Origin of the sequence: Paenibacillus plantarum (assembly GCF_013141695.1) — a bacterium.
Lineage (GTDB): Bacteria > Bacillota > Bacilli > Paenibacillales > NBRC-103111 > Paenibacillus_E > Paenibacillus_E plantarum.
In genome coordinates, this window is record NZ_WHNY01000074.1 from 131,895 (window position 1) to 145,793 (window position 13,899).

11 protein-coding genes are annotated in these 13,899 nt (G+C 45.5%); 4 read left to right on the forward strand and 7 right to left on the reverse strand.

Annotated elements, in window-relative coordinates:
• Window positions 1-40 precede the first annotated feature (40 nt).
• From GC096_RS27500 to GC096_RS27505, 3 genes are all read left to right on the forward strand, one after another.
• Complete coding sequence (locus GC096_RS27500) at window positions 41-238, forward strand: hypothetical protein (protein ID WP_171634663.1); 198 nt, start codon at window positions 41-43, stop codon at window positions 236-238.
• 164 nt (window positions 239-402) lie between these two features.
• Window positions 403-729, forward strand: a complete 327-nt coding sequence (locus tag GC096_RS38505; RefSeq protein ID WP_312886355.1) for a transposase — start codon at window positions 403-405, stop codon at window positions 727-729.
• An 11-nt stretch (window positions 730-740) separates the two neighbouring features.
• On the forward strand, window positions 741-1,604 hold the full coding sequence (locus tag GC096_RS27505; RefSeq protein ID WP_312886357.1) for an IS3 family transposase: 864 nt from the start codon (window positions 741-743) through the stop codon (window positions 1,602-1,604).
• Between the two features lie 133 nt (window positions 1,605-1,737).
• Here GC096_RS27505 and GC096_RS27510 read toward each other — a convergent pair whose 3' ends face one another.
• A complete protein-coding gene (locus GC096_RS27510; RefSeq protein WP_171634665.1) occupies window positions 1,738-2,526 on the reverse strand; it encodes a TetR/AcrR family transcriptional regulator in 789 nt (262 codons plus the stop codon).
• 216 nt (window positions 2,527-2,742) lie between these two features.
• Here GC096_RS27510 and GC096_RS27515 point away from each other — a divergent pair, with 216 nt between their 5' ends.
• On the forward strand, window positions 2,743-4,200 hold the full coding sequence (locus tag GC096_RS27515) for an esterase-like activity of phytase family protein (protein WP_171634666.1): 1,458 nt from the start codon (window positions 2,743-2,745) through the stop codon (window positions 4,198-4,200).
• Window positions 4,201-4,256: 56 nt separating this feature from the next.
• Here GC096_RS27515 and GC096_RS27520 read toward each other — a convergent pair whose 3' ends face one another.
• The 6 genes from GC096_RS27520 to GC096_RS27545 form a co-directional block, all read right to left on the reverse strand.
• Window positions 4,257-6,623, reverse strand: a complete 2,367-nt coding sequence (locus GC096_RS27520) for an AraC family transcriptional regulator (protein WP_171634667.1) — start codon at window positions 6,621-6,623, stop codon at window positions 4,257-4,259.
• An 813-nt stretch (window positions 6,624-7,436) separates the two neighbouring features.
• Entirely contained in the window at window positions 7,437-9,038 is a 1,602-nt protein-coding gene (locus tag GC096_RS27525; protein ID WP_171634669.1) for a response regulator transcription factor, read from the reverse strand.
• Between the two features lie 26 nt (window positions 9,039-9,064).
• Entirely contained in the window at window positions 9,065-10,801 is a 1,737-nt protein-coding gene (locus tag GC096_RS27530) for a sensor histidine kinase (protein WP_171634671.1), read from the reverse strand.
• A gap of 141 nt (window positions 10,802-10,942) precedes the next feature.
• Window positions 10,943-11,953, reverse strand: coding sequence for a zinc-dependent alcohol dehydrogenase (locus tag GC096_RS27535; RefSeq protein WP_171634673.1), 1,011 nt, complete (start codon window positions 11,951-11,953; stop codon window positions 10,943-10,945).
• Window positions 11,954-11,971: 18 nt separating this feature from the next.
• Entirely contained in the window at window positions 11,972-12,859 is an 888-nt protein-coding gene (locus GC096_RS27540; RefSeq protein WP_171634674.1) for a carbohydrate ABC transporter permease, read from the reverse strand.
• A 36-nt stretch (window positions 12,860-12,895) separates the two neighbouring features.
• The gene (locus GC096_RS27545) at window positions 12,896-13,852 is read right to left on the reverse strand and encodes an ABC transporter permease (RefSeq protein ID WP_171634676.1); all 957 of its coding nucleotides are present in this window, start codon (window positions 13,850-13,852) and stop codon (window positions 12,896-12,898) included.
• Between the last annotated feature and the right edge of the window lie 47 nt (window positions 13,853-13,899).

A 13,899-nucleotide genomic window follows, 5' to 3' on the forward strand; every position in this document is an offset into this window, starting at 1 on the left:
GGTGCGTACTACACCAGAGGCCAAGTGGGTGATGGGGGCTATGGTGTTGGTGTTGGTGGTGGTTGTGTTGGTGATGCTGGTGGTGCTGGTTGTGGTGGTGATGCTGGTGATGCTGGTGCTGGTGATGCTGGTGCTGGTGATGCTGGTGTTGGTGGTGCTGGTGTTTAACTGGAAATTGTACAGCTATTTCAGAGCAATTCACCTGAAAAATCGTATTAGATGGAAAACATGTAGCTAATTATCCCCCGACTTCGCATATTGGCGAAATTTCCTGAAATTAGCTGTACAAAATCCACCTATTCTCCATTTGTATCAATTTTACGAAGAATTAACTACAGGAATGGAACTAGAATAAAAAGTAGACACCTCATTAAGAGATGAAGATAATAATCTTATCAGGAGGTGTTCATTTTGGGTGAACAGCGGCAAAGGTATAATGATGAATTTAAACAACAGACGGTAAAATTCATTCAAGAACAAACAAAGTCGGTCACACAGATCGCCGAGGAATTGAACATTCCAGCAGGAACCCTGCACCAATGGGTAGCGAAATATCGTCAGTTTGAAAGTGAATCCATTGCAACACCAGAAAGACTCCGCCAGTTAGAACAGCTTTTGATAGAGAAAGACCGTGAACTCGCAGCCAAAGATCGCCTCATTGCAGATGCCCAAGAAGAACTCGCGATCGTAAAAAAGGCCGTACACATCTTCAGCAAACCAAAGAACTAAGGTTCCAGTTCATTGAAAAGCATCGTTCCGAATTTTCAATGGAGAAGATGTGTCAGACGCTTGAGGTTTCCCGGAGCGGTTACTATAAATGGATACTTGGAAAAGAGGCAGTAAATAGCTACCAGAAGCGCAGAGATGCGCTCTTAGCGCGAATCACGTTCATTTTCCATGACCATTTTGGTAGGTATGGCAGCCCTAAAATCACAGAGACACTCGTGCGTGAAGGCTGGACGGTATCTGAACGATTAGTTGGTTCACTAATGAAAGCCAATGGGCTTCGTTCCTGCGTTTCCAAGAAGTTTCGAGTGAACACGACGGATTCAAATCACGATTCACCGATTGCGCCTAACTTGCTAAATCAAAATTTCCAAACAACCGCACCTAACAAAGTCTGGGGCACTGATATTACCTATATTCCGTGCCGTGAAGGCCGGTTGTATTTAGCTAGTGTTTTAGATCTTTACACGCGCAAAATTGTAGGTTGGCAGCTTGGAGACCGCATGACGAAAGAGTTAGTCCTGGCTGCACTAGACCAAGCTTATGTGACGCAGCAACCTCCAGAAGGGCTTGTGCACCACTCAGATCGTGGCTCACAATATGCCTCGGAAGATTACCGCGAAAGACTCGAAACCTACAAAATGAAAGCAAGTATGAGCCGAAAAGGTAACTGCTACGATAATGCCTGCATCGAATCCTTCCACAGTGTATTAAAGAAGGAGTTTGTTTACTGTACAAAATTTTGGACAAAGGCACAGGCTCAACAGGACATGTTCGAGTACATTGAACTCTTTTACAACCGTAAAAGAATCCATGGTTCTTTGGGTTATGTCTCGCCGGATCGATTTGAAGAACTGTACTACAAAAGCGTTAGTTAATTTCTCTTATTAGGTGTCTACTTTCTTGACAGAGGTCCAAAAATCCATCTATTCGCATAAATGAGTAACCTAACAGGCTTCCGGGTTGGGGTGGGGTGGCTCCAGGTTTGGAGGGTGGCTCCAGGGTCGGGGACTATTCCCCCTGCCCCACTCTTTTCTGCTGCAAATAACACTCAATCCCATCCAAGATCCGCTCAAGTCCGAAATCCAGATCATTGCCGATCGGATTCTCCGCCTCATCCGTGTAAGCTCCCGCCATCAAGATGGGATGCAGATGGGGGAAGCGATCCGGCTTAACCAGCTGTTTAAGCGCTGCCCCATAGTTCACACCACTAAACGTCTCCGGACTCGCGCCATCGCGGATCGCCTTATCCATATCCCGCGCGATCAGACCGCAGGCCCGCGAATAACTGCTTACAAGCAGCAGAAATGACATCTTCTCAAAATCATTCAGCGGAAAATCCCGCATGATTCGTAACATCCAGTCGATCACCTGAAGATTGTTTGGCGCGAGGGGAACGCTCGTAATAGGAATATCGCCGTACCACGCATGTTTGCGGAAGATATCTACGCATGCCCCGACGTATTCCCCCATTTCCTCGCGCCACGGCTTACCCGGCACCTCTGGTGGAATCGGAATGTCACACACCGCATCCTGCATCAGCACGAGCAAATCTTCCTTGCTGGTGATATAGCGATACAAAGACATCGTCGTGTACCCCAACGATTGGGCCACCCTGCTCATCGACACAGCCGCAAGTCCATCGCTGTCAGCAATGGCAATCGCCGCGTCAACGATTTTTTTGATGCTGAGCTCACCTTTGGGCCCTCTGCGGGACAGCTTAACGATGCCCCAGCTAAGAGTTACACCTGACGGTAAGCTCTGTATAATTTCATCATCGATCTCGTCACCGATCTCCATGTTGTTCCATCCTCCATTATCCTTGCACTCCGAAAATGTATACATCATATACAGTATATCACAATCGCATCTAGATTGATTAGTCGAGGCAAGCTAAGGCTACAATCTAAAAATTTACAATTCCGTAATATGCCATTTACATGCCCCTTACATAGTTTTGGTATAAGTAAGAAGTTAAGAGAAATGCGGATAATACCGAGGGGAGAATTACTACTAATGAAACGTAAATGGATCGTATTAACATCTTTACTGCTAGCTCTTCCTGTGGCTGTTTCTGGAACAGTAACTGCTCAGCAAGTGAACGGCGTAACCTCTGAAAATGTAACCTATTCGAGTAATGGACAAGTGATTCAACCATCAGCACCAGCTGTAAATTTGGACGGCAGTTTGTACATGCCAGTTCGCGCACTATCGGAAGCCATGGGTAAATATGTGGATTGGGACGAGTTCCGTAACAGTGTATCTTTAACGGACAAGCCTGTTTTGACTGGTAAATACGAGCTTAAGGCACCAAATCTTGCAGAAGGTATCAAAATGGGTGTTGGCTCATCCTTAACGCACATTCCAGGAGACCCTGATAATGTATTTTATACAACAGCTGATCGCGGGCCAAACGGTCAACCTACGATCAACGGTAAAACTGTGCGCACGTTCCCACTGCCAGACTATACACCAACGATTTATAAAATCGAAGTAAGTAAGGGCGAAATCAATATTTTAGATAAGTTCCCTTTGAAGCTGTCAGGTACTGACCCTGTGTCAGGTAAAGTTACGATTACGGGACTTCCCAATATTAAAGGTCGCGATGAAGAGCCTTATGATGCAAAAGGCGAAAAAGTGCTAGCTTACGACCCGTACGGCCTTGATATCGAAGGTTTAGCATACAATCCAAAGGATGATTCTTTCTGGATTTCTGATGAATATGGTCCATCCATTGTCCATGTGAAGCGTGACGGTACGATCATTGAGCGTATTGTGCCGAAAGGTTGGGCAAGCCAGGCGTCTGCTCCGCTGGTGCCTTCCCGTGAGACGTTGCCAGAAGTGTACAACAAACTTCGCCAGAATCGTGGAGCTGAAGCTGTTGGCATAACACCTGATGGCAAATATATGTTCATGGCTATGCAAAATGCACTTCGTAATCCTGATAAAGCCATGGACAATTCACGTCAGGTTCGGATTATTAAATTTGACCTCGCAACTCTTAACCCTGTAGGCGAGTTTGTATACATCCTTGAGGATGCGAAGCAATTTAAAGATCTTGTGCAAGGCGATATCGTTATTTCCGATATGGTTGTCGTGAACGAGAACACGCTTTTAATCGATGAGCGGGATAAATTCTCTGGCGATAAAGCACAGTTGAAGCGCATTTATGCCATTGACCTTTCAACAGCAACCAATGTTATTGGCAAGTACGACAGTGCGACAGCGGCAGGTAAAACACTTGAGCAAATGACGATTGCAGATCTGAAAGCCAATAACATTCTTCCTACGACGAAGCGTACCGTACTGGATGCAGTAGCATTCAAGTTCCCTTATGAGAAAATTGAGGGTGTTTCGCTCATCAATGGTGATACGCTTGCCATTACGAACGATAACGATTTCGGCATTGACAGTACAACACCAGAGAATGGTACACTTCTTTGGACATTTAAACTGCCATACACAATTAAATAAGGATTCGAAACGAACAGACCCGAAAGTCCAATTATGGACTTCCGGGTCTTCTTCTTTCATCGCATACGCTTTGCCATATACTCCCTTGGCGTCATCCCAAACTTTGCCTTGAATAGCTTATAGAAATAACTCTCATTCTCTACGCCTACGCGCTGCATGATCTCCTGAATGCTTAGCTTGGAGTTCTCCATCCATTCCACCGCTTTATGCAGCTTCACCTGATTAATATATTCCGGAATCGACATTCCGAGGTGAATCTTGGATATTTTGCTCAACTTGTAAGCAGGCAGTCTCATCATTTCAGAAATACTTGCAGCGGAGAGAGAAGAGTCGAAATAGTTGGAATCGATGATTTCCTTTATCGTGTCGGCGACAACTTGGTTGCCTTGGATGCCTTTTTCCTCACCTTCACTATGAATGGCGCGTACCGCTTCCAGCAGAAGTCCCTCGAATTGCTCAATCGTTTCCTCCTCATACAGCTCGCGACTCATCAGCCTAGGGGGAACAGCAATTGGCTCCTTACTCGTACGGTTCATCTCAAAAATCGTCTTCTTCAAATGGTGCACTACCTGCATACTGACCAGCATGATGCTGCCATAATCCAGTTTGCGAATATGAGCGAATACATCGCGCAGTCTTTCTTCTGTTTTGATCGCATGCCCCTTAGGCACTGCATCTGTAAATTTGCTCACCAATACCAACACTTGCTCTACATCCACACTCCCCGTATTCTCGTCAATACGTACCTGTGTAATCACAGATTTCGTTCCAAACACATATCGATAAGAACTGTTAGCCAAGGTCTCGTTATAGGCGGCGGCAATCGCTGTATATTCCGTAATGACGTTGCTGACCGTTGCCGAAAAAGAGATATGGTAGTGCTTCGCAATGTAGTTCTGCGCTTCCCGCAGCGCTTGTTCCACTTGTTCCACGGAATCCACTTGACCTTCAGCCGTGTTCAAAAGAATCGTGAATGAGTCGTCTTTCATATCCACAGTTTGGGCGACCATCCCCATTTGAGATATGGCATCCGTCGTGACATTGGCGATCGCGAAGCGCAGCAGCTCTCTTTCAGCCAAGCTTTTATGGCTTAGAAATTTCTTGTACTCATCGATCCGCAACACACAGATTAAAAACGGTTTATCTTTCGTTAGGGCATCATTCAACAACCTCAGTACATCTTCAAATTCAGCTGCATTCATACTGTAGCTATCTGACATCAGCTTTTTCAAAAAGTAAATCTTCATGATGCTCGTATTATTATTCTTCTCAAGGTTGTATTCATAGAGCTGTTCTCTCGACTTCCGATACACCTCGGTCAAATAGGAAAACTCGTCTTTCACTCCAGGCTTCAGGAAACCATCCCGTCCCGATCCACCGAGCGACGTCTGTTCCATCAGTCTTCTCACTGGTCGATATATGCCACGAGAGACAGATAACGTTAAGAGCAGCGCCCCGACAAAAACAGCTCCCGTAATGAACAAAATCGTATCCAACAGCTGCCTTAGATTCGCGTACACTTCTTTATACGGCTTCGCTTCCAACAGCGTCCATCCTGTATTTTCCAAATAGATATAAGAGACGATGAACTTCTCACCATTTACTTTGGATTCGTAAAATCCAGCCGGCTCTCCCGCATGCATCCGATCTTGGGAAACTGACGTTTCAAAGGCTTGCTTAATCGTAACGGCCGAGGCCTTGTCCGAGATCAAAGGGGTGGTATCGGTTTCAATAAATTGATTCTTGTTGTCTATAATGTATAAATCGCTTTGCGTTCGTGAGTCAAACTGGTTAATCGTTCGAATGTTATCGACGAGCCAGTCTAATTTTACGTTGAGAATGATGGCGCCGTCCATCACACCTTTTTCATCCACATTTTCAAACATGACATAACTCAGCACGGTATCGTAGGTAGGCTTAGCGTTGCTGCCACCGGTTTGCATTTTCCGCACAATCGCTTTCAATGGCGTAATATGAGGACTCTCTGCGAGAACCTTATCTAATTCAGCATCCTTATGGTACAGCTCACCAAATGTGGAGTAATACAGCTTCTTATGGTTGTTATAGACATAGACCGATTGAACGAATGGATAATTGGCAACGACGGTCGCATTCAGTTTATTAATCGTATTCATATGATCATACGTCTCTTCATCATTCAAATACATGAGTGCCTTCACATCATTATTGCCGTATGTAGAGAAGGTAAGCTTACTGATCATCGTGTCCAAATAATCGATATTGTACTTCATTTGTGACAAGAGCTTTTGGCTTCCTTCGTATTCGCTTTGAAACACATTTTTCTCCACATTCACGTAGATCAAGCTGGAAAATGAAAGTAAGATGAGCAAGATAATGCAGTTAATCCACAGAAAAATGCGCAGCAAATACTTCTTCTCCCGAACGACTCGCCAAAGTTTCATGCCAGTTCCCCCGTATCTATATCTATCTCTCTCTGCACGACTACATCTACCTTATTATAACGCTTTCAACAAAAACAGTCCCTACTGATTTGCATCATAGAGACTGTCTAATTTTATACGCCTAACTCATCCTATTTAAACACTTTCACCGACCACATATACTCCACCCACTCACCTAGCTTAAACACCACCATCTGCAGCTTTCCGTGCACTTTAACACGAATATATCACTACTGGGCATTAATACTCCCAGTATAATTGGCTCTTCGTCTTGCTCCGATAATACTCCCCCATTGTGCTCCGAGAGTCGAAATAAATGGAAAAACTACATCTAAATTTCAACAATTTCGCTCCAAATTTAGTTTAACTGGAAAACATACAGCTAATTTCTATCAATCTGACCAATATCCCACTAAAGAGTATATTTAACTACATAAAATCCATCTATTCTTCAAATTCCCACTAAATCGGCAAAATTAGCTACATGAAATACATTTATTACTGGGTGGAAGGTGTGAATGGGGACGGGGACGGGTTACGGGGGGATGAGAGAATTAGGGGGACCAAGGAAAGAGGACGTGCGCTGGCTACCACGGGTTGAAGGATGAAGACGAGGCGCGGGTTGCGGGTTGCGGGTTACGGGTTACGGGTTACGGGTTACGGGTTACGGGTTACGGGTTACGGGTTACGGGTTATGGGTTATGGGTTATGGGTTACGGGTTATGGGTTATGGGTTTCTGTTTTTTGTTTCCCGCTCCCCGCATCCCGTTGCCGGGCTTCCAACTCCCGGTTCCCAGTGAGTGGGTTCCCCACTCACCCCATCTTACTCTTGTACTGCGTAGGGGTAACCCCCGTATGACTCTTGAACAATTTACAAAAATAGCGATAGTCGGAGATGCCGACTGCGCCGGATACCTCGTATATTTTCATCGTGGTCCGCTCCAGCATCTCGCTTGCTTTCTCCATACGAACCCGGTTCACGTATTCCAAAAAGTTCTCGCCGATCTCCTGTTTGAACATCTGACCCGCGTAAGAGGGATGCATATGAACGAGCTTGGCAAGCTCTGCCAGCTGCAAATCCGCTTGGTAGTGCTCGCGAATGTAGCGGCACATCCATTGGATCTCTTTGCGTACAGTCACCGGAGGCTGGGCTTGCTGATTCCACCATTCGCAGATGGCATCAATGGTTGCCAACCACCACTCACAGTACGCGTTCCACGTCGTCAGACGATCGATGCCACTTAACCGGTTAACGACTGCGTCTGGCAGTCGCACAAGTTCAGGTTGCAGCATTTGTCTCGTCAGACGGAGCAGATCCCCCGGATGAACCGGTGGCACGCCGAGCGTGATCATCACGGATACTGCTTCCCGGAAGGCCTCCACATTCTCACGCTGCAGAGCCTTGACGACAGCCGCCGTCCACTCCCTCGTCTGCTGAGCATCGAGTCGTCGTAGTACGATCGATGGCTTCTCACCCTCAGAATAGAAATATGCAGCCAGTCCATCCCTGCCTTTGTGCATAAGGTCAGCTAGTTGTTTCCCTGTCCATTTTGGCTTCTCTAACTCTTCAACAGATCCGATGTGAACGAGGCTTTTCACAGGAGCAAAGCTACTTACCATCTCTTGCACTATTCTTGCTAGTTGGTTCAGATGAAAGGCAGGTACCTCACGCTTCGACCCGATAAGTAGAAGTAATTGGCTATGTTGCATAGGCAGGATAGCCAATCCGTTCCCATCGCCTAACACCTGTGCATCCAGTTTGGCTTCAAGTACTTCGGCTAGCTGGCATTGCAGCTGCACGAGCTCCTCAAGTGTTGCCTGGCCTTGCTCTAAACTCCCCGTCACACGCCAACCCATCATGATACCCGCCACATAACTCGCCGATTCCACACCTGCAATCCACTCACTTGGCACTGGAAGCTCATGCATACTTCCCTCGCCCTCCAGCAACCGCTCTGTCCATTGGCGTTTCCGCGCCCACTCTTTCTCCCGTTCGAGCTTAAGCTGCATCTCCAGCTTGTGATCAATATCCAGCTCTTGCTCCAAGTCCTCAGCCACCTTGCGGCATGCTTCAAGTATTTGCTCAGGGGTTTGCGCGAGCTTAATTAAGTAGTTATCCACACCTAACTCAATCGCCTGCCTCGCATACTCAAACTCACCGTAAGCCGTCAAAATAACAATTCGGACTCGCGGCCATCTTTTCCGCACATAGGCAGCTAACTCCAATCCATTCATATTCGGCATCGTAATATCCGTAAGCAGCAGATGGGGCACTTCCCGCTCGATCATGCTGATTGCTTCCTTGGCACTAGATGCTGCGCCCATGAACGTAAATCCCCCCTCTGACCAAGGAATACGCTGTGCAAAGCGCTCCCTCACCCATTTCTCGTCATCCACCATCAGTATTTTCAGCATGATCTTCTCGTCCCCTCTCCCCGACGCTATCCTTGCTCTTTCGGCTCTCCGGCCGGCAGATGAATCGTTACCGTTAACCCTTCATCCGGTTCATTCTCAAAATGCAGCCCATACTGATACCCGAATGTCATCCGCAATCGCTCTTGGACATTCCGCATGCCTAAATTGTTTAAACCTTTATTTGCATTGGCAGCACCTGTATCCTCTAGCAGCAGCTTCAGCTTATCCGGCGCAATCCCCGGACCAGTATCGGAGACCTCCAGCACTACACCAGCTCCCTCATGCTCTTTACCACAAACGATTATATGATTGACCCCTTCTTTACTGAGTCCATAAAAAATACTGTTCTCGACCAACGTAATTAGCGTTAGCTTAGGGATCGGTGTCATGTTGTATATCTCAGGTACGGCAATATCCACCTCAAAGACGTCTCCATACCTAAGATTCATAATCTGCACATAATTGTCCAATTGCGTTAATTCATCTGCGACCGTTACAACATCGCCAACTTTATCCGTCGAATATTGCAACAGGCCCATCAACGACCGGAGCATCTCGCACATTTCCTGTGTTTGTCCTGTCTCACCTAAGCAATAGATTGCATTGAGCGTATTATTCAGGAAATGAGGATGAATTTGCGACTGCAGTACCTTAAGTTCATGATGTCGTTTCTTCTCCTCAGAGACGCGTAATTCATTGAATAACGTTTGAATATTGTCCATCATGCCATTAAAGCTATTACCAATGTGCATAAACTCATCATTACGATTCAGTGTAATGCGAGCTTCCAGTTCACCACGCGCAGCAGCTTTTAATTGCCGTGTAATCGCCGTCACAGGTTTCCGAATATAGCTAGTTATCCATACAGATAGAATAAACGCAAGGATAATCGCGATGAATACCACAAATACAAACTGCTGCTTCAACGAATTAATTAACGGATAGGCTTGAGACTCCTCGATAACCGAGAATACGTACCAATCCCACTGATTCTGATTCGAGCTTAGTACCATATAGTTCCCAGTGGAAGTCTTCACGGTGTCGAAGGAATTCCTAGCAGATTGCGTGATCTTCTGTAAAGCATCCTTCATTTCCAAATGATTCACATACACTTTGGGATAGACCAGATTCGTATTGGTAGAGAGAAATTCCCCATCACTAGTAAATATATAAATGCGTCGTTCCGTGCCTTGCTCTGCTTGCAGCATTTTGGGTCCTATCAACGCACCTAGGTTAATATCCATCGCAACGAAACGACCACTATCAATGCGCTTAGACACGGTAATGACATAATGATCATTAATCAAATGCGGTGCACTCCACCAGAAACCTGTCGTACTCGTCTGATATTTAATTTCGGCAATACTTGGCCCATCGATATAGAACTGATAACCATAGGGAGCGCTTACTCGTACCTTATCCTCATCAATTACATAAATACTATGAAGCAGATCCATTTGGTACGATAAAATGGTTTCAATAAGCTTCGTGAAATCCGGCTCACCTACTTCATATAAAGCAGGAGTGGATAAGAAAATCAACTGACTCTGGATGTTATTCATTAACGTCTTAATATAGTTCTCCACTTGGACAACAGAGCTTTGCAGCGCTTTCTCATTATTCTGCTTAATGGGCTCAAACAATCGTTGGTAACCGAAAATCCCAATAATCAGGAATAGAACAATAACGGACATAAAGGTAAGAATGAAGAGCTTCGTACTGACGCTGGAAATCAAGTTTCTCCCTTTTAAGCCACGAATCATGCTAGTCTTCTCCTCCGCATAGTCCTCATCCTCTTACCACTCTCTAAGTATAAAAAATTCCCAGCTAATTAACTAGTAGCAGAGAACGAATTGGCCCATATCAAGATACTTAAAGCCCTCGATCAACGAGGGCTTTAAAAACTATGCCATTTCCCCTATATAAGTAACAACGACGCCAAGCACCTCGCGCGGTGAATGACTGTACAGATCATAGGCTTCCGCTATTCGCGCCAGTGGCAGACGATGCGTAATGAGTGGAGCAATATTAATCTTCCCTTGCGTCAACAATCGCATATATTCGGCCATATTGCGACCTTCTGTCCAACGTACATAACCAATGGGATAATCAATCCCTCTCTGCTCATAATCAACCATATATCGACCTGGCCCGCCTGCACGAGAGATGAGCAGTTGAGCTTCCTTCTGAAACATCTGTTCACGATTGAACGACATCGCTACATCGCCAACTATAATGATTTTGCCTCTGTCACGAATCCAACCAAGTGCTTTGTCGATCATCCCACTGAGACCACCACCGACACATAGAATGACAACATCCACACCAATGCCACCTGTCAGTTTCGTCATGTGACGAGTCATCTCATCCTCGTTGTTATACATATTGGGTGAACCGAATTCGATCAACTTTTCTGCACGTTCCCTCATTAGATCTAATCCGAACACTTGATATGCTGACGATTCAGCAACTTGGCAAATGATCTGCCCCAGTATACCTAATCCTACGACGAGAATAGATTCACCGAAGCGCAAATCCGCTTGTCGCAGCGCATGTATCGCAATCGCCCCAGGGCCAACATAAGCGGCTTCTTGATCGCTAACCTGATCCTGCAAAAGAATGACAAGATGCTTAGGTACTTTCAGGAGCTCGGCGTGACGGACAAAAGGGGAACCATAACAAGCAACGCGATCCCCCACTTGTACATGTGTCACACCTTCTCCGATTTCAACCACCTTGCCCATTGCACTATAGCCAAGTGTACTGGGTACGGTCGTCGTGTCTTTCAGCATGATTTCCGTGCCAGGACTAATCGCTGAGCAAATGGTTTTCACTATAACATAATTGTCCTCTATGGTTGGAGCCTCCTGATCTAGAAGTTCGATATGGCCCTTCACTGTATAGACAACTCTCATTGGATATTCCCTCTTTTTCTATCCCTTAATGGAGCCCAGCATCGTACCTTTTACAAAGTATTTTTGCAGGAATGGATAAATAATTAGCATTGGTAATGTAGCAACAACGACAACCGCCATCTTAATCGTTTCTGGCGGCAAAGCATCCAAGACTAAGGAATTCAGCGATAGCTCGGTACTAATATTCGGCGTTTGAATCATACTTCGAAGCACAACCTGCATCGGCATTAACGTTTTGTCTGAGATATAGAAAATCCCTTTGAAATACTCGTTCCAATGCGTAACCCCATAGAATAGTCCAATGGTCGCCATAATCGGAGCGGATAAGGGGAGAACGATTCGCCATAACGTTGCTAATTCGCCACAACCGTCTACTCTCGCCGCTTCTTCTACTTCAACGGGAAGATTCTCGAAGTACGTCTTCACGATCAGTAGATTGAAGGTTGATACCATGCCTGGCACGATGAGTGCCCAGACGGAATCATATAACCCTATACTGCGCACCACCATGTAAAGCGGAATAATACCACCGCTAAAGATCATCGTGAAGAAAATCGCCATGAGAATAAAATTGCGTCCTGGAACTGATTTCTTGGCTAGTGGATACGCAAGCAGCGTAGTCACAACAAGGTTCAGTGTCGTCCCCACAATCGTAATGAAAACTGTGATTTTCAAGGCTTGCGGGATACGAGCCGACTGGAACACTTCCTTATAGGCTTGCAAGGTCCAATGCTCTGGCCATATGACGAAGCCCCCATTTTTCAAAACCTCAATATAAGGAGTTAAGGATACAATGATGACATAGTACAAGGGGAATAACGTAACCAAAGCGGCTACGGTAAGTACCGTATAGATGCACGCGTCAATAACTTTATCTTTTTTCGTTTTATGAATGATGAATGACATCAGAGCTCCACTCCCCTTCAAGGATCACGCAAGACATTACCATATGCCTGATCCTCCCATTTTCTTAGCTACCTTATTCGCACTGAGTACCAATATCAATCCGACCAAGGATTTGAAAACACCCATCGCCGCCGCTACACCGAACTCCAACCGTTCAAAACCGTAGCGATAAACCCACGTATCGATGATGTCTCCTGTGTCATAGACACGTGCGTTCAAGAATATGAAAATCTGATCAAAGCCTGCATCCAAGATCCCACCAATTCGAATGATTAGCAGGAGTACAAATACATCTCGGATACCCGGCAATGTAATATGCCACAGCTGTCGTCCGCGTCCGGCACCATCGACCACGGCAGCCTCATAAAGTTCTTGATTAATAGTAGCAAGCGCAGCCATGTAAATAATGGCTCCGAATCCCGTATTTTTCCATATTTCAGTGATAATTAGTAGTGGCCTGAAGAAGTCTTTATTCGTTAATAAATCAATTTGTCCCCAACCCATATCACGCACAAACGTACTGATTAACCCTGAGCTCGGTGCAAGGAAAGAAAACACTAAGCCGTAAATGATGACCCATGACAAGAAGTAAGGACCATATGTAATCGTTTGTACCCATCTCTTGAACCAGCGAACTCTAACTTCATTTAACATAATTGCCAAGATCACGTCGGGTATCATGCTGCCAATAATTTTGAGAATACTAATTTCCAATGTATTTCTGAGGATTCTCATGAAATCAGGACTATCAAAGATCACTCTAAAATTATCGAAACCAACCCAAGGGCTTCCCCAAATGCCCTTCATAATGTTGTAGTTCTGGAAAGCAATTAGCGTGCCTGCCATTGGGGCATAATGAAATATGACATAATAGAGAAGGCCTGGTATCATCATGAGATAGAACCATCTACTGCGATACACACTTTTCCATTTACTTTCTCTCGTGCGTGGAGCTATCGTTATATCGTTCTTAGCAGCTATGGTTTCCGCCATCGCCATCTCCTCCTAGCTGTCTCTATCAGACCGAAGACAGAAGGAAA